The following is a 20,770-nucleotide window of genomic DNA, read 5'->3' on the forward strand; positions in this document are numbered from 1 at the left end:
GGCCTTCGGCGGCGGCGCCCACGTGTGCCCCGGCGCGGGCCTGGCACGGCTCGAGGGCGCCTTGGCGCTGCCTGCCCTGTTCGACCGCTATCCCCACATGGCGCTCGCCGTCCCCGCCGCCGACCTGATGCCCGTCCCGTCGCTGTTCTCCAACTCAGTCCAGGCACTGCCCGTCGTCCTGACACCAACCACCTGAGCACAGCACATCGGCACGCTGACGGTCTACCTGTCGGCCCAGTACGGCGTGAGCGGCAGGGCCGCGGTCGGTGCCTTCGGCATGCCTTCGCACCACAGAAACGGCCCTACGACCTTCGATTCGTGTTGCTGCTGGAACGGCAACCCGACGCCACCACGACGCACCCCACCACCCGCGCGCCCACACACCAGCGCCTGCCACTCCAGCGCGCCCTGCAGCGCGCGGGAACCGGCGCTGTCGTTCGGCGTTCCCTGCTGGTGCACCGAGGGGGCACTGACGGCCCCTACGGCCCCGCCGGCTACGGGTAAACCTGTGTCATCCCCGGCGGCCACGGATACCTGACCTTGAAGATGGACAGGAAGACCATGATCTCGACCGCGCGCACGCCGGGCACCGTACGGATGCGGTCGGACACCAGCCGATGCAGATGCTCCGCGTCCAGGTGGCTGACCTCCGCCATCAGGTCGAAGCCTCCCGCAGTGGCCATCAGCCACTCGACCTCGTCGACCTGCGTGATCGCCGCGGCGATCACGTCCAGGTCGCCCTCGCAACGCAGGCCGATGGCGGCGCGGTGCAGGAAGCCCACCTTCCTCGGGTTGATAATGGCCGCGATCTTGATGACGCCCGTGTCGATCAGGCGCGCCACCCGCTGCCTGGTCGGCGCGAGGCTGAGCCCGACCGCCTCGGCGATCCGCCCGTAGGTCCGCCGCCCGTCCTCCTGCAATTCGGCGACGATCCGCCGGTCGGCCGCGTCCAGCGTCACCTCCTCGCCGCTGTCGGTCAGCGCAGGCAGGACCGGGGGGCATCGCCGGGCGCCGGCAGGCTCGTCCGGCACCCGTCTGCCCGAGCCGGGGGGCCAGGAGTAGGAGGCCTTGAACAGGTTGAGATACAGGAGGGTCTCGATGTCGCGCACACCGGGGACCGCGCGGATGCGCTCGGCGAGCAGGCCGTACAGGTGCTGCTCGTCCACGCAGCGGAGCTCGGCGATCAGGTCGTAGCGGCCCGCGGTGGCGACCAGCCAGTCGACCTCGTCCACCTCGCTGATCGTGGCCGCGATGGCGTCGAGGTCGCCCTCGCAGCGCAACCCGACCGCGACCCGCAGCCGGAAGCCGAAAGCACCGGGGTTGGTGATGGCCACGATCTCGATCAACCGGGACCTGGTCAGGCGGGCCACCCGCTGCCGGGTCGGCGCCTCGGTGAGCCCGACCGCCTCGGCGATCCGCCCGTAGGTCCGCCTGCCGTCGTCCTGCAGCTCGGCGATGATCCGCCGGTCGATCTCGTCCAGCGCGGGCGAATCCTGGGGTTCGCGGCTGTCGTGGAGGGCATCGGTCACCCCGCAATCGAAGCATGACCGTCGCCTGTCCGCCACGCGCCCCCCGACCTGCCGGAACAGCGGAAATATTATCTCTTGGTGCTTCAAGCTATGAAAAGCAGTTGTCTACAAGCATCCCATCAACTATTTTGCCCGTCATGAGCGCATCCTATGACGCCGCTGCGGTAGCGCTGTCGGACGGCATGCTTCGCCGCGAGTCCGGCCGCCTGCTGATCGAGGACGTGCCAGTGGACGCCCTGGTCGAGCGGTTCTCCGCACCGCTGTTCGTGCTGTCCGAGTCCACCCTGCGACGGCAGGCGCGCCGCATCCGCGCCGCGTTCGAGCGGGCCTGGCCCCGGGGAAAGGTCGTGGTGCTGCCCGCGGTCAAGGCCAACCCTGTCCTCGCGCTCCAGCGAGTGCTCGCGCAGGAGGGCATGGGCGCCGACCTGGTCGGCGCGGGCGAACTGGAGGTCGCGGTCCGTGCCGGGACCGACCCCGCCCTGATCTCGCTCAACGGCACCGGCAAGGACCGGGCCACGATCGAGCGCGCCGTGGCACTCGGCGCCCGCGTCACCATCGACGACGTGCGGGAGATCGAACTCTCGGTGGCGGCGGCCCGCGCCCTCGGGAAGCAGGCCAACCTGCGGATACGGCTGCGGCCCTACTACGAGACCGACGCTCGCATGGACGCCTTCGGCGTGTCGATCGCCGACATCTACGGCACCTACAAGTCGGGCGTCCCTCACGACGACCTGGCTGAGGCCGGTCGCGCGCTGTCCGCGCCGGAACTGCGGGTCACCGGCGTGATGATGCACATGGGCCGCTACACCACCGACCTGTCGGTCATCGGCGGGTTCAGCAGGCGGTTCGGCGAGCTGACCGCCGAGGTGTCGGAGCTGTGGGGCGGCTGGACGCCGGACACCATCGACGTCGGCGGCGGATTCGCGCCGCAGGTCGACGGGTTCGGCCGGGCGAACCCGAGCTTCGTCCCCCCTGTCCCGCCGTCGATCGAGCGCTACGCCGAGGTCGTCTGCGAAAACCTGGCCAAGGGCCTGGCGTCGGGCGGCATCGGCGTCGAGGGCCGTACCTTGGAGGTCGAGCCGGGACGCGCGCTGTTCGGGCCGTGTGGCATCCACGTGGCTACCGTGCTCAACGTGAAGCGCCAGACCCAACCCTTCCCCTTCACCTGGTATGAGACGGACACCACGCAGATGTTCCTCTCCGAGATTCCCGACCAGGCCGGCCGCCCGCCGGTGACCCCCGTACGGCTACCGGAGACCGGGACCGCGGTCGAAGTCCGGGTCGTCGGCCGCTCCTGCATGTCCGACGTGCTCGCGCGCACCGCCACGCTGCCCCCCATGAGCGCGGGTGACCTGCTGGCCTTCTGCTTCACCGGCGCCTACAACGACGCGAACGCGAGCAACCTCAACCTGCTGCCCCGCCCCGCGACCGTGCTGGTGAACGGCACGCAGGCCCACCTGGTACGGCGGGCCGAGAGCATCGAGGACCTGCTCGCGCGCGACACCCTCCCCGACCACCTCCACCACACCTTCACCGGAGCCGCCCGATGACCATCACCACGCCCGTACTCGACCACGCGGGGCTCACCTGCGCCGACCTGGCGGCCTCGCTCGCCTTCTACCACGACCTACTCGGCATGCCGCTGCTCGACCAGGGCGAGGCGCAGGCCCGCGCCGCGGGCGTCGAGGACGCCTGGCTCGCCTTCGCCATGCTCGACGCGGGCCGGGGGCAGATGATCGAGCTGCTGGAGTACCGCAGGCCCAGGAGCGCGCCGTCGGTCGCGCCGCCGGTCAGCAGCGTGGGCGGCGGGCACGTCGCCATGGGCGTCCAGGACCTCGACGGGCTGCTCGCGCGCCTGGCCGAGGCCGGGGTCCACCCGCTCACCGAGGAGCCGGTCACGGTGTCAGGACACGGGCACTGGGACGGCGCGCGGCTCGTGTACGTGCTCGACCCCGACCGTCACGTGGTCGAACTGATCCAGTTCGCCGCCGGGCGATAGGATCGGCGCGGTCTGTCGATCATGGCGGAGGCCGTACGGTTCCCGACGCCGCACGCCCCCGCGCAGACCGTCTTCACCCTGGGACACGCCCTGGCCCAGGCCGGCACACCGCCCGGTCGCGAAACCTCCAGCCGGCCGACTCCGGCCACTACGACACACGCGGTCCGAGGCGGGCCCGTCACCCGAGGACTGGACACCTGAGACCCTGAACCCTGCTGGTTCGGGGAGCTCAGTGCCCCGTCGGGGATGAAGAACTACCCACCGCGGTTCAAGAAGGACGCAGTGGCACTGTACGAGTCGAGACCGGGTGCGACGATCGCGGGGATCGTGGCTGACCTGGGGATCAGCTCCGAGACGCTGCGGAACCGGACCCGGGCCGCACGTAAGGGCCGGGGTGAGTCCGCCCGGCCGGACCCGAGATCGAGGCGTGAGGACAGCAGCGGCCGGGCGTCGCTGGAGACTGTGGAGGCCGAGAACACCGGGGAAGCCCACATCCCAGGATGCCGCCATCGGCACCCCACAGCACCGAACCGGAACAGGACGCACCTCACGTGGTGACCCCTGTACTCAAGACCGGCTCACTGGCGGTGTGCGGCCAGGGTGTAGGCACCCCGGGTGCAGCCGGTGATGCGCCAGCCGCCCGGTGCCTGCCGGGCGGCGACGCCCGTTACTCCGGCACTGCGGACGACCGGCCGGACGCTGCCGGGGAACCAGACGTCGAGGCCGCACCCGCTGCCTTCGCCCTGGGCCGTGAGGCTCGCCTGGTCCGACGTGAGGCCGGTCAGGCGGCCGGGGGCGGAGCGGGGGTAGGGGCGCGAGAGCTCGGCGACGTATTCAGAAGGCGGGGGCAGGTCCTTCCCCGTGACACAGTCCTCGATCATGAGGTTGCCGCCGGTCTTGGACTCGGCTCCGGCGTGGGCGTCGCCGCAGGACTGCTTCCAGACCCAGAACGCACCGCCGATGCGGTGCCGATCCTCCTGGTCGGTGTATCTCGTGATCGGGGCGGAGGCGGGGTCGCCGAACCAACCCCACTCACCCGACCAGAGCCCGGCGCCGTAGTACGCCGCCGCCCGGCTCGCCAGGTCGAAGCCGCGCTCGATGCTCGTGATCGTGAGGCCGGTGCCCTGGTCGATGGTGATCGACTCGTTGTAGAGGTGGGGGGCGAAGACGAGCAGCCGGTCGTCGGTGAAGTCCTTGGGCACCGAGGCCTCGAAGCCGAGACCTGACCAGAGCACGGACGGCTCGAAGAAGACCAGGTGCGGGAAGCCGCGCTTCTCGCCCGCCCTGATGGCCTTGATCGCTCGGTCGTAGTAGCGGCCGAGCAGGACGCCGGAGGTGATCGGCGGGGCCTCGCCGAAGCCGGGCTCGTTCAGCAGGTCGTATCCGGCGACCATCGGCTCGTTCGCGAACCGCTCCGCCAGCATGCCCCAGGCGGCGACCAGGCGGGTCTGGATGCCGTCCCTGTCCTGGTAGAAGTTGGTGAAGGCACGGGCGACGGCCGGAGAGATATCGCGTCCGGTGAACTCGCACTTGGGGGCGCCGTCGAAGCGGTCGGCCCAGGTGGGGGCGCCGTCCCAGCCGTGCATCGGGGAACCGTTCTCACAGGTGGTGCCGGGGGCGGCGTTGACGCCCTTGCCCCAGGCGTCCTGGTGCATGTCGATGACCGTGCGCAGGCCATGCTTGGCCGCGGTCTCGACGGCCCAGGAGATCCTGGCCAGGTAGGCCGGGTCGTAGTGGCCGGGCCGGGGTTCCAGGGCTGACCAGGACACGGCGAGGCGGATGACGTTGAAGCCCATCTGCTCCATGCCGGCGAAGTCGGCCTCGGTGAGCGGTCGCGTCACCGCCCGGTCCGGAAATTTCTGGAAGTAGTCTTCGAGCTGGTTGACGTTCACGCCGCGCAGCAGCACCTCGTTGCCGTCGGCGTCGACGATCCTGCGGTCTGCTGAGAGCGTCAGGCCCTTGGTGCGTGGTGGCTGCGAGGTGGTGGTGCCGGGCTGCAGGAGCGGTACGGCGAGCGCCGCGGCGGCCACGACAGCCGCCATCCGTATCGGCGTAGAAGAGGCGACGCCCTTACGCGCCGGGAGAAGGGTGGTTCTCCGCGCCGGGAGGGTGGCGGGCAGGAGGGCGACGAGGGCTGCCGTCGCGAGGGCGAGGAGGGCGCCGAAGGAGAGCGCGGGGGCGAGGCGGAGCATGATCGCCGGTGCCCAGAACGTGTCGCCGCCCGCCAGGTCACTGGGGAGCCCGATGGCCACCTCGACCAGGCCCAGGGTCGCGGCCGCTCCCAGCGCGGAGATCCCGGCCACGACGGCCCGCGGCGAGGTGGTGGCACTGAGCCAGCGGTTCAGTGCCCAGGTCATCACGCCCAGCAGGGTGACGGCGGCGAGGCAGCCCAGTGGTCCGGCCTCGGGCGCGGGGGCCAGCGGGGAGTCGCCGATGGCGTACCCGACGGGTGAGCCGCCCCACCACGCCCCACCGACCGACGCGCCCAAGACCACGGCCACCCCCGCCGCCACCCACCCCGGCCCCCAAGCCGGTGGTAAGAACGACCCCGAGGCCGCAGCGGGTCCAGCGCCCGACCCTGGGGACGGCGGGGAGGTCGAGATCGAAGGGGGTGGGGTGGGGAGGCGGCGTAGGAGTTGGGTGAGCCAGGCGGCTGCCAGGACCGGCAGGCCGAAGACCGCCGCCTTGACGCCGGTGAAGCCGGTCGACCACGTCAGGTAGACCACATCACCGAAGGCCATGACCAGCGACATCAGCAGCTTGGCCGCCATAGCCGACCACACCACCGCGCCCCACACCAGCAGTGCCGTGCGCAGCGGGGCACGCCCGCGCGCGACCGCCCACGCCAGAACACCGACCCCCGCCAGCAGCAGCGGCACGTAGACGGCCGGCGCGGCCACCTGCCAGAGCCCGGCGACGGGTAGCAGGTCGGCTCCTGTCCACGTGTACGGCGCGGCCAGCCCCGACGGGTCGAACGCCGCTCCCAGGACGATGACGGCGGCCAGCACGGCGACGGCGATCGGCGACAACCAGCGGTTCCTCATAGTGTCGGCGACCATACATGAGCATTGTTCACAAATGAAGAGCCAGATTCACAACAGTGCGGAAGACCAGCCGAACCTCGCTCGTGGCCCTGGCTTTGGTCGCGGTGAACCGCCGCCGGCAGACGCCGGCGATGCCGCTCTCCGACAGCCAGATCCCAGCTCGACGCCGTTCACGGCCCGCCATATCCAGCGGGAACCCTGCGGGGTAGCGTGCCCGCGTGATGAACGTGAGAGTCACCGGCATTCTCGTCGAAGACGACCAGATTCTGCTGCTCGACCAGGACACCGACACTCGCCGCTCTTACTCACTGCCAGGCGGGAAGGTCGAGGAGGGGGAAACCCTCACGGATGCACTCGTCCGCGAGATGCGCGAAGAGACCGGCGTGGACGTGCACGTCGGCCGGCTGCTGTACGTGTGCGATCACCTGCCCGGCGGCGGGACCCACGTCATCCACATGACGTTCGAGGCCACCCGCGTCAGTGGCACCCTGGGCGCCGTTGCCGAGAGGGTCGACACCCGCCCGATCCGCGGCGTGCGGTTCGTGCCGCTCGCCGACCTGCCCTCGCTGGGCTTCGGCTCCCGCTTCGTCGAGCTGGCCCAGGCCGGGTGGCCTGGGGCCGGCTCCTACATGGGCGCCAAGTCGAACATCGGCCTGTGAAACCGACACCAGCGGCGATGTTGTGATGAATCGGGCGCGCTGCATCGGGGGCATCCACCAAGGGAAAGCGCCCACCCTCGCCGGCATGGGCGGTCTTCTCGTGGTCGTATCAGTGGACCGTGCTCGGCCGTCGAGGAAACCGCACCGCGCCGACCCGTTGCATGGAGCCGATCTCGCGGGACAGCGCCTCTCTCACAGCAGGTCGTCACAGCGCTCTGGAAGCCATCGCGTCCGCGGGCAGGTTTTCGCAGATGACCGACATGTGGTACGGGGGACCGAGAGGTGAAATCCCTCCCGGACACCCGACCACTGTTGAGGCAAGTTGTAAGACCCTTCTTGCCTCACCTGGATCAGAGTGCCGATGGGGCCGACGCTGTGCGGCATCCCAGGTTCCGGCCTGCTCATCGCCAGGCGAGCACATCGTAAGCTCGCGCCAGGTCATCGGCCCACGGCGTGTCGTGATCACGCTCAAATGCGCTGAACAGGCGCTCTCTGACCCGGTCGCGATGCAGCCAGGTGAGGACCGCGGCGGGCAGATGCACTCCTCTGACCCACCCGGTCACCAGGTCGGCGAGATGACGGTCTGCCGCTGGTCCGCGAATGGCGTCCCAACCGTCGAGGAACAGGCTCACGCTGTCGGTGAACTCGCCGACCACGCTGAGGAATTCGGCCGTGTCGCCAAACGAGCCGACCTGCGGTGGATACTTCGCCAACAGCGACCACCAGACCGCCATGAGGTAGCCGTCGACAGCCTCCCGCTCAGCTGTGGGCCAGGCCCGCCAGCCCAGCCGGACCAGCAGGCCCAGGACCATACTCGCGTACAGCTCGTTTCCCGTGACGAGCCGCTCCAGCAGCAACGGCAGCAGACTCTTCACATCGTCGTCGGTCCCGACCGTGTTCCCCAGGCTGATCGTCAGTGCGAACAGGTCATGCTCATCCACCAGCACCGAACCGCGACAGTGTGGACACCCTTCAAGGACCTCCCTGCGCGGGTAGCGGGCGAACACCTCCCGAAGCCGTCCCACAGCCACGCCCAGCCCCTCGTCCACCGGCCAAGTGTCGCACCCGGTATCCGCAGGTGTAGAACCAGCGATCGCTTCGAGTGCGCCCAGAGGCCCTCCACCGGGTTCAGCTCGGGCGCATAGGCGGCAGTCGGACAACCGTCAACCAGGAACGCCGCCCGATCAGCTCCTGCATCGTGGCACCGACATGCGTGTTCAAGTTGTCCCAGATCGCCACCAGAGGGCTGCCCGGCTGCTGGTGGGCGGGCGTCGAATGGCCAGCCGGGCGCGCTGTCGGTGTTCGCCCTCCGGGGCATCGGCCGCCGACCCACGGTGCACGTCCACTCCGCCCCGGCCTCCACCACCGCGCTGGAGCAGCTGCGTGCCGCATCGATGAGCACTTCGAACAAGTCCACACGCGCTTGACTCACATGGAGACGGCAGCCAACGACGAGCTCGCCACCCGGCGGCAGAACACCTAGTGCTGCACCGCAAATATCTCTGATGGGTTCAGGTGGTCACGGCGAGTGATCTTCGCAGTCGGGAAGGTAGAGGGTGCAGGCGCAATCGAGCGCTTCGATGGGAGTGCCGGTCATGGAGCCACTGGGCAGAACGGCGTCGCGGTAGTCCTCGGTGCCGGCCTGGTAGACCGCGAATCCCCACTCGTCGGTGAAGCCGAGATATTCGATCCGGGCCAGTGGGATCTCCTCGTCGTCATCGGGATCGTCGTTGGGGTGGCCGATCAGGTAGCCGTAGGGGCCGCGCCAGCGGATGGTGACCTCGGCGAGCCGGGGCCAGCGCTGGGAGGCGTGGTGGTCCACGGTTCCCTCGATGAGGTCTTTGAGCTTTGCTGACGGCACCGGCATAGCGCTCATTGTGGCCGGAATCGGCGCGTCGTCACACGACCGGAACCCATGTGCCCTCACGATCGGGCGATCATCTGTTCCTGATTCACGGTCCGACAGAAACTGTCGGGACTTGCCATACCTGTTCTGGCACGTGGGCGGGAGCAGGGGTTGGTAGCCTCTGCCGGATGATCGCTGACGTCGTTGTCTGGAACCGGCTTGCCGCCTTGCTGCCTGAGGCCGAGGCCCAGGAATTCAGGGACTGCTGGGACATCGGTGAGCAAGAGGCGGGACTTGGCCTGCTCGTCTCCGGCATCTTCACCCACCAGACGGTGATCAGCGAGACGGTCAGGGCTCAGATCTCCGTGCTCGCGGAGGTCTGGGGCGAGAGGGAGGCGCTCGCACCCCGGATCCTTCAATGCCGTGGTGATGACAGGCCGACCCGCCTGAAGGTGATCGAGCACGACGGCGGCACCGTCAGCGGGGCGACAGCCGGGACCGAACAGGACCTGGCAGGTCTCATCCTCGTGCCGTGGATCGCCTGCACGAGATGCGGCCAGGTCCTGATGCGCGCCCATGCCCGAGAGGCCTGGGGCGATCTCTCCTACCTCGCCCAGCACTACGTGATCACGTCGCCGGACAGAGCCACCGTCCTGCGGCTGTTTCCTGCCGACTCTGCCGACAAGGCCTTTGCCGCCCTCCTGCACGAGTGCTCACAGCCGTCGACTGCTGCCGACTCAGCGGACATCGCACCATAGGAAGCGTCGTCCTATCCAGGCCGGCCCTGAGAGCTTCTGCCTGAGAGCCGCATGCTCGACAGCTGTCGCTTGGGCGAGAGAACGATCACCCGATCTGGGAGGGCATATGGCTCGGCCGGTCAGCCCCGACGTCGTCATCTTGGGCAGCCGCCGCCGGGGCAGGTTGGAGGCGATCGTGGCGCGGGCGAGCTCGCCGCAGCATCTGGTGCTGCGGGCGCGGATCGTGCTCCTGGCGTGGCGCGGCTGGACCAACACCGCGATCGCGGCCGAGTTGAAGGCCAGCGTGACCACCGATGCGCACCTGGCGGCGCCGCTTCGTGGTCGGCGGCCTGCCGGCGCTGGCCGATCGGCCGCGCAGCGGACGCCCCGAGGTATACGGGCCGGACATGCGACTGCGGGTGATCGCCCTGGCGACCGGTGTCCCACCCGAGGGCACCTCGGCCTGGACACACGTATTGATCGCCGAGCAGCTGGCCCCGACCGGGATCTCGGCCTCGCAGGTCGGCCGGATCCTGGCCGAGGCCGATCTCAAGCCGCATCGGGTCCGCGGCTGGCTCAATCGCCTCGACGATGAACAGTTCTGGACACAGGCCGCCGCCGTCTGCGATCTGTATCTGCGCCCACCCAGCGATGCGGTGCTGCTCAGCATCGATGAGAAGACCGGCATCCAGGCCAAATCCCGCCGTTACCGCGACCGGCCGATGGGTGCTGGACGCCCGGCCCGGCGCGAGTTCGAATACCGCCGCCAGGGCACTGTGTCGATCATCGCGGCGATGAACGTGACTAATGGCGAGGTCCTCACCGAGTGGATCACCCGCAACAACTCCGAGACCTTCTGCGGCTTCCTGACGATGCTGGACCAGGTCATCGATCCGGACATCGACATTCACCTGATCATGGACAACGGATCCAGCCACACCTCCCGCGCCACCCGGGCCTGGCTGGCGGCGCACCCCCGATTCAAGGTCACCTACACGCCCAAGCACGCCAGTTGGCTGAACATGGTGGAGCTGTTCTTCTCGACGCTGACTCGGGGTCTACTACGACGCGGGGACTTCGCCTCCCGCGAAGACCTCGACGGTAAGATCACCGACTTCGTGATCCGGCACAACCGCAACGCTCGTCCCTACCGGTGGACCTATGACGCCCAGGTCGAGCACACCCGCTATCAAGCCCGGCACGCGGGGGAAGCCGGTCAGGCGACCCTCGCGCTGACCGCCTGACCCCTCACCGACCGTGACCGAGCGAAGCCCTCAAGGATCTTTGCGGCTCTGCACTAGATCCGGGTCAGGAGCGCTGGTCTCGCAGGGTCTGCAGCAGGTCGGCGGACCGGGCGTCGGCGGCCGCAGCCTGTTGCGTGGTGGTCTGCGCCGCAGGCGGGCGACGGTGAGCTCGACGTCGGAGTTTCGTCTTCGCGACTGAGGGAGCAGCAGCGGGCCGGCCGCTCGATCGCGGGGCCGTATACCGGGCAGCGCATGCTCGGCGCCGGGGTTTGGTCGTGGCGACCGCCGAAGGACTTCTCGCGGCGGAACTGCGAATCGGCGGGTGAGAGGGAGGTTGCCGTTCTACTAGGGTTGTCCTAGTCGCCCGGACCCGCCTTGGTCTGGGCACCCGACGTTTTCCTCCGCCTGGTGTCGGGGTCGGCGGCGAGGGCGCGTGTCCCGTCCCACCGCAGTCCTGGACGTCCCCCGGCGGGCCAGGGGCCGCACCTTTCTGTATCACTCAGGCGCCGGCGGCCGCACGTGGCCCGCCCGCCGGGCGGCGATGAAGGACACCCTCATGCCCCGCGCCGCTACCGGCTACCGTCCCCTTCTGCGCACCCCCGGCGCCGCCGCCTTCTTCCTCACCGCCGCTGTCGGCCGCGTCGGCATCGCCATGACCGGCCTCGGCCTGGTCTGGTTGCTGCACGCCCGCACCGGCTCCTACGGCACCGCCGGCCTGGCCACCGCCGGATTCGCCCTCGCCGAGGCCCTGATCGGCCCGCATCTGGCCCGCTTGGTCGACCGGTTCGGTCAGACCCGCGTCCTGCCGTTCTCCCTCATGGCCCACGGCGCCGCCATCGCCGGCGTCCTCGCCTCCACCACCCCCATCGTCGCGATCATCGCCGCCACCTGCGCCGGCGCTGTCGTCCCCCAGCTCGGCGCCCTGTCCGCAGCCCGCTGGGCCCATCTGCTGCGCGGCGAACGGGCCGGCGAGCTGCCCACCGCCTTCTCCCTGGAATCTCTGGCCAACGCCACTGCCTTCCTCCTCGGGCCGGTTCTGGTCACCTCGCTCGGCGCGGTCGGCGACGCGGCCCTGGCCAGCGCCATTGCCGTGGCCCTGATCCTCGGAGGGGGAGGGGCGCTGGCCGCGCAGGGCCGCACCGCGCCCCCGCCCGCCCTTGAACAGGCCGGACGTGCACGCACCGGACGGCCTGCTGCAGCCGACCTTCCTCCTTCTCGCCCTACTCAACCTGGCCATCGGGCTGTACTTCGGAACTCTGGGGGTGTCGGTAAGCGCTTTCGCCACCAGTCATGGGATTCCCGGCGCGGCCGCGCCGATCATCGCCGCCTCCAGCCTCAGCGGGCTGGTCTCCGGCTGGCTCTACGGGCTGCGACCGCACCCCGCCCCACCATGCCGCCAACTCGTCATCGCCACCGCCTGTCTGACGGGCGCGGCGTTGCTGCTTCCCCTCGCAACGTCCGCCCTCTGGCTCGGCGCGGCTGTGGTGGTCACGGAGGCTGCGGTACCGCCCACGCTCGTCCTGCTGAACGTGCTCACGGAAAAGGCCGTCCACCCAGCCGTCGTCACCCAGGCCTTCACCTGGAACAACTCCGCCAGTGCGGCCGGTTCGGCACTGGCGGCGTCCCTCGCCGGGCGCGCCGCCGACGCGTGGGGTGCCTCCGCCGCCCTCGCGCAGGCCCCCGCGGCCGGGCTCGTCCTCGTCGTCCTCTCGCTCGCCCTCTCGCATGCCGTTCGGCGATCGGGAGAGGCCTGAGGACGTTGACCTGGTCGTCAACGCACCGCACCGTGACCACGGCGGACGGAGAGCTACTTTGGAGCTCAACGCACGGACCTGAGTGGAGGCAGGACCTGGTGGAGGGCCATCATGAGCGATCCTCTACGGGACACCAGCACAGACTCCCGGCCGCCACCGTCCCGCCGTCACTCAAGATCAACTATTTGGGCGGCCGGTGTCACGGTTCGTACCAACACCCCGTGCCGTGCTGCGGAGCGGGCGCGGTTGTCTTCCTGCGTCAGGTCATCGGGCGGCCCGGGGAGAGTGTGCCTTGGCCGAACCCGGTCGCGATCTGATGGATCGGGTGAGGCGCTCTTCGGCGGGCGGCGGCGCCCAGCCCGCCGCCACCCGGTGCGGCGGCCACTCGTTGAGCTGCGCCAACCAGAGCAGGGATGCACCAGTGGCGTCCGGCTCGGCGTGCCGATCGGCCCAAGTGGGCGCCGGAATGTCCACGGTGGAGGCCGGTCGGGCGCAGCATCGCCGGGTCGTACGGCGGCGGGCCCTGTGCGGTACCGACCCGCAGCGCCCTGCGGATGGCGTCCACCGTCGGGTCGGCGATGTGCACGTGCGCCCAGGCGTGCAGGGTGTCCCACGGCGGCAGCTCGGTGCCCGGCGCGCCGTATTCGGCTGGTTGACGACTTGGCCAATGCGCGCGGCGGTGGGGCGAGGATGCCGGTGATCTCAGTGATGGCCTCGCCACCGGGGTGGGTGTAGCGCATGGCGGGACGCGGTTCTTGTGGCGGGTCTTGGCCATGATGCGTTGCAAGAGCTCTTATGTGCGCTGACCCCACGTCGGCCGGCGCGACCGCGAGCGCCAGGCCGCCATGGCCGACTGGTGACACGTGTCCCTCAGTGATGTGTGACACAGTTCTTGTTGCCTGCGAGGCTGAAAGTGCCGATGTGATCGGGGAACCAGGAGGGGCAGCCCCTACTCGGGCGCCCGCGAAGCGGTCAAGCAAGGATGAAGTTACTGATCAGTAAACTAACTTTATTGGCGTGACAGCAATACGTATCACCAATCTGACCAAACGGTACGGCCCGGCCACGGCCGTGGCGGGACTGTCCTTCGACGTCACCCCCGGACGGGTCACCGGATTTCTCGGGCCCAACGGGGCAGGCAAGTCCACCACGATGCGGATGATCCTCGGGCTTGACCACCCCACCAGCGGCACCGCCACCGTCAACGGCGTGCCGTACGCCAAGCTGAGGCATCCGCTGCGCACGATCGGCGCGCTCCTGGACGCCAAGGCCGTGCATGGCGGGCGCAGCGCCCGCGACCACCTGCTGGCCATCGCGCAGAGCAACGGACTGCCCGCCTCGCGCGTACGGGAGTGCCTGGAGCTGGTCGGCCTGGCCGAGGTGGCCAGGCGGCGGGTGGGCGGGTTCTCTCTCGGCATGTCGCAGCGGCTCGGCATCGCGGCGGCGCTGCTTGGTGATCCGGAGATCCTGCTGTTCGACGAGCCGGTCAACGGGCTCGACCCCGACGGGATCGTGTGGATCCGCACGCTGATGCGGAAGCTGGCCGCCGAAGGGCGCACGATCTTCGTCTCCAGCCACCTGATGAGCGAGATGGCGCAGACCGCCGACCACCTGATCGTGATCGGCAAGGGGAGGCTGATCGCCGACACCAGCGTCGAGGAGTTCATCGGGCGCAGCTCCCAGGGCTATGTGAGGGTCCGTTCGCCGTACCTGGCGGAGATGACGGCCCTGCTCCCGGGCGCCGAGCGGCGCCACGACCACCTGCGGGTGACGGGGATGGCGCCCCTGGAGATCGGCACGCTCGCCGCCCAGCGGGGGCTGGCCCTGGAGGAGTTGACGTTCGTGGAGCCGACGCTCGAGGCCGCCTACATGGAGCTGACCAAGGACAGTCTGGAGTACACCTCATGATCGACGTGATGCGCTCGGAGTGGACCAAGATGCGCTCGGTCCGCTCCACCGTCTGGACCCTCGTCATGGCGGGCGTGCTCCTGCTCGCCGCCGGCTTTGTGACGGCGCTGGCGGTGTCCGGCTACCCCAACGCCCTCGAAAAGATCGGCTTGGTCGATATGAGCCTGCTGGGGCTGCCGTTCGCCGCGCTGGCGCTGGCCTCGACGGGTGTGATGGTGATCAGCGGCGAGTACCGGACGGGAGCCATCCGCACCACGCTCGCCGCCGTGCCGAACCGGATCAGGATGCTCGCCGCGAAGGTGGTGGTGTTCGCCGTCGTGTCCATGGCGGTCAGCACCGTGGCGGCGTTCGGCGCGTTCTTCGCCTGCCAGGCGGTGTTCGCCCGCGAGGGGCTGTCGGTCGCGCTGACCGAGCCGGGCGTGTTCCGCGCCGTCGTGGGGGCGGGCCTGTACCTGACGGCCAGCGGGTTGTTCGGGCTGGCGCTCGGCGCGCTCATCAGACACACCTCCGGCGCGATGGTCGCGGCGATCTCGCTGATTCTGGTGCTGCCCAGCATGGTGGCGATGCTGCCGGGCACGTGGGGGCGGTTCATCCGCGACCACTTCACCTCCAACGCCGGGATGCAGGTCACCCAGGTGAACCCGGCAGTCGGGCTGGCGCCGTGGACCGGGTTCGCCGTCTACCTCGGCTGGATCGCGGTCACGCTGCTCGCCGCGACCGTCCTGCTGAACAGACGCGACGCCTGACCCGCCACCGGGAATCCCGTCGTCACGATCGTGCCCTTGCCGATGCCGGCGACGCCGCGCACCGGATCGGGGAACGACCAGTTGCCGTCAGGCGAGCGTGACGATCTTCCCCCCTGGCCGGGGGGCGAGCCGGCGCTGGATGACACCGGCCGGATTCACGACGGCATCGGCCCCTCCTGCTCGGTGCGCGGCGCGCACCTGGGAATATCCCCCTCACTGGCAGTTCCGGACCGGTGGGGGAGTCCTTCATGGCTTACCGATTCACGCACGACGAGAAGTTCGACCTCGAGATCCAGCTCGCGCTCGGCCAGGTGCAAGCAGGCGCGGGTACACCCTGGCCGGGGTCGCCGAGCGGATCACGACACCGCTGATCACCGACCCCGAGGGTGAACAGTTCTGGCCCTGCCGGTCACAGCGCCTGTTCGACGCGCTGACCGGGGCGAGGGAGCTGGTGGCCTTCACCGCGGCAGAAGGGGCCGACAGGCACTGCGAGCCGATGGCGCGCAGCCTGGCCGACCAGCGCATCTTCGACTGGTTCGACGAGCGGCTCCCTGGCTGACCCGCCGCGCGGCGGGAGCTCGCCGCGCGCAGTGGCCCCGAGAGGGCCCGCGGTGTTGCGGAAGCGGCCAAGGATGCTGCCGAGCCGGTGCGCTGGTGACAGCGTTGGCGATGCACTGTGGCTGGTTGCTGGTGGCCGTACTCCCTGGCGGGGGTGTGTTCCGTTTCGATCGGCTGAATCATGTGCCGGGCCTGGACGCGTGCTGCCGAGCCACACCGCATGCGCCCCGGCAACCGCTCCGGCGGACCGGTCCTGTTACCTTCTCCCGCCGGCACTCGTCATAGGTGTGACGACCGGAGACGAACGGTCGTCACACCAACGAGTGAAGAGAGAACAGGATGCTGACCAACATCATGTACGTGACGATCTACGTCACCGATCAGGACCGCGCGCTGGGGTTCTACACCGAGGGACTCGGCCTCGAAAAGCGGATTGACTTCCCTGGGCCCGACGGACGGTTCCTCACCGTCGGCGTTCCCGGCAGCCCGGTGCAGATCCTCCTGTGGCCGCATGCGGCGGCCGCGGGGCAGCCGGGCGACGTGGGCCGGCATGCCGCGCCCGGTCCGCTGATCCTCGAATCGGATGATTTGCGAAAGGACTTCGAGATCCTGCGCCGGCGCGGCGTCATCCTCGAACAGTCCGAGCCCGAGGACTATCCGTTCGGGAGCCGCATCGAGGCGGTGGACCCGGACGGCAACCGGGTCTCGCTCCGTCAGCAGCGACGGCCGTGACCGCCCACCCGTCCGGCCTCGTGACCGAGGCGTTCGAAGCCCAGCGCGAACGGCTGCGCGCCGTCGCGTACCGCGTGCTGGGCTCGCACGCCGACGCCGAGGACGTGGTCCAGGAAGCCTGGATGCGCCTCGTCCGCCAGGACGAGGCGACCATCGGCAACCTGGCGGGTTGGCTGACCATCGTGGTCGGCCGAATCAGCCTGGACCTCCTGAGATCCCGTCAAGCCCACCCCGAAACCGCCTACGGGCAAGAGTATGCGGACCTCGTGGTGACGCCCGCCGACGACCTCGCGCCGGACGAGCAGGTGGCGCTGGCCGATTCGGTCGGCCTCGCCCTGCTCATCGTGCTCGACTCGCTCGCCCCGAGCGAGCGCCTGGCGTTCGTCCTCCACGACATGTTCGCGGTCCCGTTCCACGAGATCGGCCAGATCCTGGGCAAATCCGCCGACGCCACCAAGACGATCGCCAGCCGCGCCCGCCGCAAGGTCCAAGCCACGGACCGGCCGGCGGGCCCCGGCCGCGAGCACCGGGAGGTCGTCCAGGCATTCCGCGCCGCCGCCCTCGGCGGCGACTTCGAAGCGCTCCTGCGTGTCCTCGACCCGAACGTGAAGCTGACCGTCGACACCCCCGCCGGCGTGGTCGTCACCCTCGGCGCCACCGAGGTCGCCGCCGGCGCCCGCATGTTCTCCGGCGAGGCCGCCCGCCACCGGCCCGTGCTGGTCAACGGCATCCCCGGCCACATGTCCTGGCGCCCCGACGGAACCCCTCTCTCCGTCATCGCCTTCACAGTCGCCGAAGGCCGGATCACCGGCATCCACATCGTCGTCGACCCGGCCAAACTCGCCTCGATCCATCTGCCCGCCCCGGCCTGAGCCGGTGTCGCCAGGGAGAGGGCGGAATCAGTCGATTCCGCCCCCACGGTCACATCCAAAGGGCGTCGACCCGGGTGAGCGCAATGCACACCGGGAGGCGGTCCCGGCGGCCGTGGCCCCGCTCGGCGCGACGCTCGCGGAGCTCGGCCTCGGCCGTCCGGGCGCGCACCCGAGGAGGGGCCGTGGCCGGCGCTGCCCGCCGTCCACTTGATGGTCCACGGCGACGGCCGCCGTCGGCTTGATGGTGCACGGCGACGGCCGCCGTCGGCTTGATGGTGCACGGCGACGGCCGCCGCTGAGCCGGGGCTCCGCGCACCGGGACGACGAGAGCCCACGGAGCGTTGATTTGTCGCAAGGTATGACGCACTATGTTGCTACAAAGCTTGCGACAAAGGAGCCGCCATGACCCGTGAACCGTTACCGGACGCCGACCCGCCGGCGCGTGCGGCCGATCTGCGACTGGCGAGCGCGTGGCTGGCCCAGCACGACCTGGCCGGTGCCCGCCCGACCCCGCTGCTGGCCAGCCGGCTGGCGGTCAGGAGACGCGCCCGCCTCGCCGCTCACGTCATCCTGGCCGTGCTGATCCTTGCGAGCGCGCTCGCCGCCGCTTCCACCTTCGGCGATCCCTCGCCGTACCGCCCGCTGCCTCTGCTGGCCCTGACCGCGCTGGTGGCCGCACTGCTGCTGGCACAGTCGCTGCTCGACTGGTGGGTGCGACGCGTTGACCGGCGGGCGGGCGCGACGCTGTCCCGAAGGGCCGCCCACCTGATCCAGCCGGGCTGGCGGGCCGTGCTCGGCCAGCCGTACGCCGTCTTCGCGGTCGCCACGTTCACCGGTGGGATGGTGCTGGTCGGGAGCGCCCTGGCCGTTCCCGACCCCACCGTGCGGCAGCTGGCCGTCGTCCTGCTGATCGGCCTGCTCGGCGTGACAGCCATCATCGCCATGCAGCTGCGCCACCTGCTCAGGCACCCGGTGGTGGCGGAGGACGAGGAGTCGCTGACCGCCGACGTCATCATGCGCGTCGAGGACGCCCGCGACCTCACCACGCCGAACGTGCAGTGGTCGCTGCCCATGGTGCTGCTGTTCGGCACCGCGCCCGGCTGGTGGAGCGCCGCTTCGGTCGCCTATCTGATCCTGGGCCTGGTCGCGTGCGTCGCGCTCCATGCCAGGACGCCGTCGAGCGCGACGGTGGCCCGGCGGGCCATGAGCGTCCGATGATCGTCATCGACGCGGCCTCGCCGGTGCCGCCGTTCGAGCAGCTGCGGGCCCAGCTCGCCCGGCAGATCCAGGACCGCACGCTGGCCGTGGGCGCCCGGCTGCCGACCATCCGCCACCTCGCGGCCGACCTCGGCCTGGCCGTCAACACGGTCGGCCGGGCCTACCGGGAACTGGAGGAGGCGGGGTTGATCGAGACGCGCGGGAGGGCCGGCTCGTTCGTGTCGGCCGCCGGCGAGGAGGGCCGGGAGCGGGCCCGCCGGGCCGCCGCCGACTACGCGGCCGTGATCGCCAGCGTCGGCATCGACGCGGGCGAGGCGATCCGCATCGTGCAGGCGGCTCTGACGTCCGGCGCGGCAGCACCTACCTCGTCATGACCGCGACCCGGCCGCGGGGTCAGGCCGCCGGGCGCACGACGCCGGCATTGTCTCCTCCTGCACCGTCGACCGGGCCGAGAGCGTGGTGCTCAACCGGGCGCAGGCGCTGGAGGAGGGGCCGGCCGGTGTCCGCGGGGACTCCGTGGGCGGGCGCGACAGCGGCTACGAGACGGCTTCCAGCGGTACGTCGTTGCCGCGCCAGGTAGCCGCCAGCTCCTGAACCGGCACGTCGAGTGCCTCGCCGAGGCAGACGATCGTGCCGAATCCGGGGGACGGCAGTCGTCCGGTCTCGATCTTGCGCAGGGTTTCCGGCGAGATGCCGGCCGCGTGCGCGACTTCCGCGAGGTCGCGTCCCGCTCGCGCGTGGCGCAGCAGGGCGCCGAGACGTCTGCCGGCTTCGATCTGCTCAGGTGTGAGCGGTTGGCGGACCATGCTCCCAGGATAGGGCTGGTATTACTATACCGGCAAGTGTTAAGGTGCCGGTATAGTAATACCAACACCCTGTGATGCGAGGTAGTCGTGATCGAACTGAAGACGCCTGCGGAGATCCAACGCATGCACGTGGCCGGGCGTTTCGTCGCCGAGGTGCTCTCCGAGGTCGGCCGACTCGCCGACGTGGGCGTCAACCTCCTGGACCTGGAGCGCCACGTGCGCGGCATGATCAAACGGCGCGGGGCGGAGTCGTGCTACTGGGACTACGCGCCGTCCTTCGGACGCGGCCCGTTCCGCAACGTCATCTGCCTGTCGGTCAACGACGCCGTCCTGCACGGCCTACCCCACGACTACACGCTGCGCGACGGCGACGTGCTCAGCGCGGACCTCGCGGTCAGCGTGGACGGCTGGGTGGCCGACTCGGCGCGCACGGTCGTCGTCGGGACCGCCGCCGAGGAGGACCTGCTGCTCATCCGCGCCACCGAGGAAGCGTTGGAGGCGGCGATCGAGGTGGCACGTCCAGGCAACCGCCTGGGTGACATCTCGGCGGCCATCGCGGCGGTGGCCCACGACTACGGTTATCCGGTCAACACCGAGTTCGGCGGCCACGGCATCGGCCGCACCATGCACGAGGGGCCCCACGTTTCCAACAAGGGCCGGGCAGGGCGCGGCCTCACGCTCCGGCCGGGCCTGACCCTCGCGCTCGAACCCTGGTTCGCCCGCACGACCGACCGGATCGTCTATGACGCCGACGGCTGGACCATCCGGTCGGCGGACGGCTCGCGCACGGCCCACTCCGAGCACACGGTCGCCATCACCGAGGACGCCCCCTTGGTACTCACCCGGCGTGAACCGGAGAACACGGTCACGCGGGCTGATTCCGCCAGCCGGCTGTCCACGAAGGACGCTTGAGTCGCCCTGTTCCACCGATGCCGGCCCGATCGAACGGTGCAAGGCGCCGATCGGCTGCTGCTCAAGGGCCGTGACCTCCTGAACCAGCCAGCACGACGTGATCACTCGCCTTGGTCGAGGTTGCCGTGCGCTTCCGCCGAAAGGTCCTGCCAGTCGGCCCAGGTCTTGAGCCGGTCGGCGTAGACCTGCTGGAGCATCGGGTAGAA

At 70.1% G+C, this 20,770-nt stretch carries 21 protein-coding genes and 2 pseudogenes; 17 read left to right on the forward strand and 6 right to left on the reverse strand.

All coding sequences use genetic code 11. The annotated features are described in order from the left end of the window. Positions 1 to 196 (forward strand): annotated as a pseudogene (locus tag ACWEVS_RS43925) (cytochrome P450); the annotation flags it as partial. Between the two features lie 298 nt (positions 197 to 494). Here the strand turns inward: ACWEVS_RS43925 and ACWEVS_RS43930 are convergent. Continuing rightward, positions 495 to 1,529: an Lrp/AsnC family transcriptional regulator gene (locus ACWEVS_RS43930; RefSeq protein WP_452556923.1), complete on the reverse strand. Its 1,035-nt coding sequence runs from the start codon at positions 1,527 to 1,529 to the stop codon at positions 495 to 497. Positions 1,530 to 1,666: 137 nt separating this feature from the next. Between ACWEVS_RS43930 and ACWEVS_RS43935 the strand changes: the two genes are divergently transcribed. The 3 genes from ACWEVS_RS43935 (at position 1,667) to ACWEVS_RS43945 (ending at position 4,086) form a co-directional block, all read left to right on the forward strand. Next, positions 1,667 to 3,079 carry a diaminopimelate decarboxylase family protein gene (locus ACWEVS_RS43935; protein ID WP_452556925.1) on the forward strand — a complete coding sequence of 471 codons (1,413 nt, stop codon included), beginning with the start codon at positions 1,667 to 1,669 and terminating at the stop codon, positions 3,077 to 3,079. Continuing rightward, the gene (locus ACWEVS_RS43940) at positions 3,076 to 3,528 is read left to right on the forward strand and encodes a VOC family protein (protein WP_452556927.1); all 453 of its coding nucleotides are present in this window, start codon (positions 3,076 to 3,078) and stop codon (positions 3,526 to 3,528) included. The genes ACWEVS_RS43935 and ACWEVS_RS43940 overlap by 4 nt, the downstream gene beginning before the upstream one ends. Before the next feature lie 246 nt (positions 3,529 to 3,774). Continuing rightward, positions 3,775 to 4,086, forward strand: a complete 312-nt coding sequence (locus ACWEVS_RS43945) for a transposase (RefSeq protein ID WP_452556929.1) — start codon at positions 3,775 to 3,777, stop codon at positions 4,084 to 4,086. Positions 4,087 to 4,106: 20 nt separating this feature from the next. Here ACWEVS_RS43945 and ACWEVS_RS43950 read toward each other — a convergent pair whose 3' ends face one another. Further along, positions 4,107 to 6,572, reverse strand: coding sequence for a cellulase family glycosylhydrolase (locus tag ACWEVS_RS43950; protein WP_452556931.1), 2,466 nt, complete (start codon positions 6,570 to 6,572; stop codon positions 4,107 to 4,109). A gap of 221 nt (positions 6,573 to 6,793) precedes the next feature. Between ACWEVS_RS43950 and ACWEVS_RS43955 the strand changes: the two genes are divergently transcribed. Continuing rightward, positions 6,794 to 7,231 (forward strand): NUDIX domain-containing protein, encoded by a 438-nt coding sequence (locus ACWEVS_RS43955; RefSeq protein WP_452419517.1) that lies wholly within the window; start codon positions 6,794 to 6,796, stop codon positions 7,229 to 7,231. A 401-nt stretch (positions 7,232 to 7,632) separates the two neighbouring features. Here the strand turns inward: ACWEVS_RS43955 and ACWEVS_RS43960 are convergent, their stop codons facing one another. Together ACWEVS_RS43960 and ACWEVS_RS43965 are read right to left on the reverse strand one after the other, a co-directional pair. Further along, entirely contained in the window at positions 7,633 to 8,280 is a 648-nt protein-coding gene (locus ACWEVS_RS43960; protein WP_452556933.1) for a hypothetical protein, read from the reverse strand. A gap of 470 nt (positions 8,281 to 8,750) precedes the next feature. Further along, positions 8,751 to 9,098 carry a hypothetical protein gene (locus tag ACWEVS_RS43965; protein WP_452556935.1) on the reverse strand — a complete coding sequence of 116 codons (348 nt, stop codon included), beginning with the start codon at positions 9,096 to 9,098 and terminating at the stop codon, positions 8,751 to 8,753. Positions 9,099 to 9,265: 167 nt separating this feature from the next. Here ACWEVS_RS43965 and ACWEVS_RS43970 point away from each other — a divergent pair, with 167 nt between their 5' ends. Together ACWEVS_RS43970 and ACWEVS_RS43975 are read left to right on the forward strand one after the other, a co-directional pair. Next, positions 9,266 to 9,835: a hypothetical protein gene (locus ACWEVS_RS43970; RefSeq protein WP_452556937.1), complete on the forward strand. Its 570-nt coding sequence runs from the start codon at positions 9,266 to 9,268 to the stop codon at positions 9,833 to 9,835. Positions 9,836 to 10,128: 293 nt separating this feature from the next. After that, a complete protein-coding gene (locus ACWEVS_RS43975) occupies positions 10,129 to 11,058 on the forward strand; it encodes an IS630 family transposase (protein WP_452556939.1) in 930 nt (309 codons plus the stop codon). A gap of 499 nt (positions 11,059 to 11,557) precedes the next feature. On the opposite strand, the gene ACWEVS_RS43980 is transcribed toward ACWEVS_RS43975, so the two are convergent. Continuing rightward, on the reverse strand, positions 11,558 to 11,821 hold the full coding sequence (locus ACWEVS_RS43980; RefSeq protein WP_452556955.1) for a hypothetical protein: 264 nt from the start codon (positions 11,819 to 11,821) through the stop codon (positions 11,558 to 11,560). On the opposite strand from ACWEVS_RS43980, the pseudogene ACWEVS_RS43985 reads away from it, so the two are divergent. From ACWEVS_RS43985 to ACWEVS_RS44025, 9 genes and pseudogenes are all read left to right on the forward strand, one after another. Next, positions 11,711 to 12,178: pseudogene (locus tag ACWEVS_RS43985) on the forward strand (MFS transporter); the annotation flags it as partial. The gene ACWEVS_RS43980 and the pseudogene ACWEVS_RS43985 sit on opposite strands and share 111 nt — an antisense overlap. A 52-nt stretch (positions 12,179 to 12,230) precedes the next feature. Continuing rightward, a complete protein-coding gene (locus ACWEVS_RS43990) occupies positions 12,231 to 12,812 on the forward strand; it encodes a hypothetical protein (protein WP_452556957.1) in 582 nt (193 codons plus the stop codon). Between the two features lie 1,017 nt (positions 12,813 to 13,829). Then, a complete protein-coding gene (locus ACWEVS_RS43995; protein ID WP_452556941.1) occupies positions 13,830 to 14,720 on the forward strand; it encodes an ABC transporter ATP-binding protein in 891 nt (296 codons plus the stop codon). Further along, on the forward strand, positions 14,717 to 15,466 hold the full coding sequence (locus ACWEVS_RS44000; protein WP_452556943.1) for an ABC transporter permease subunit: 750 nt from the start codon (positions 14,717 to 14,719) through the stop codon (positions 15,464 to 15,466). The genes ACWEVS_RS43995 and ACWEVS_RS44000 overlap by 4 nt, the downstream gene beginning before the upstream one ends. A gap of 248 nt (positions 15,467 to 15,714) precedes the next feature. Further along, positions 15,715 to 15,837: a hypothetical protein gene (locus ACWEVS_RS44005; RefSeq protein ID WP_452556945.1), complete on the forward strand. Its 123-nt coding sequence runs from the start codon at positions 15,715 to 15,717 to the stop codon at positions 15,835 to 15,837. Between the two features lie 526 nt (positions 15,838 to 16,363). Beyond that, positions 16,364 to 16,756, forward strand: a complete 393-nt coding sequence (locus ACWEVS_RS44010; protein ID WP_452556947.1) for a VOC family protein — start codon at positions 16,364 to 16,366, stop codon at positions 16,754 to 16,756. Next, on the forward strand, positions 16,753 to 17,628 hold the full coding sequence (locus tag ACWEVS_RS44015) for a sigma-70 family RNA polymerase sigma factor (protein ID WP_452556949.1): 876 nt from the start codon (positions 16,753 to 16,755) through the stop codon (positions 17,626 to 17,628). Before ACWEVS_RS44010 ends, ACWEVS_RS44015 begins: the two co-directional genes overlap by 4 nt. A gap of 402 nt (positions 17,629 to 18,030) precedes the next feature. Further along, positions 18,031 to 18,846: a hypothetical protein gene (locus tag ACWEVS_RS44020; protein ID WP_452556951.1), complete on the forward strand. Its 816-nt coding sequence runs from the start codon at positions 18,031 to 18,033 to the stop codon at positions 18,844 to 18,846. Beyond that, entirely contained in the window at positions 18,843 to 19,220 is a 378-nt protein-coding gene (locus ACWEVS_RS44025; protein WP_452419514.1) for a GntR family transcriptional regulator, read from the forward strand. The genes ACWEVS_RS44020 and ACWEVS_RS44025 overlap by 4 nt, the downstream gene beginning before the upstream one ends. Positions 19,221 to 19,382: 162 nt before the next feature. On the opposite strand, the gene ACWEVS_RS44030 is transcribed toward ACWEVS_RS44025, so the two are convergent. Then, on the reverse strand, positions 19,383 to 19,652 hold the full coding sequence (locus ACWEVS_RS44030) for a helix-turn-helix domain-containing protein (protein ID WP_354918292.1): 270 nt from the start codon (positions 19,650 to 19,652) through the stop codon (positions 19,383 to 19,385). An 87-nt stretch (positions 19,653 to 19,739) separates the two neighbouring features. On the opposite strand from ACWEVS_RS44030, the gene map reads away from it, so the two are divergent. Continuing rightward, complete coding sequence (map, locus tag ACWEVS_RS44035; protein ID WP_452556953.1) at positions 19,740 to 20,564, forward strand: type I methionyl aminopeptidase; 825 nt, start codon at positions 19,740 to 19,742, stop codon at positions 20,562 to 20,564. Positions 20,565 to 20,770: the final 206 nt, after the last annotated feature.

This window comes from Nonomuraea sp. NPDC003754, assembly GCF_053605785.1.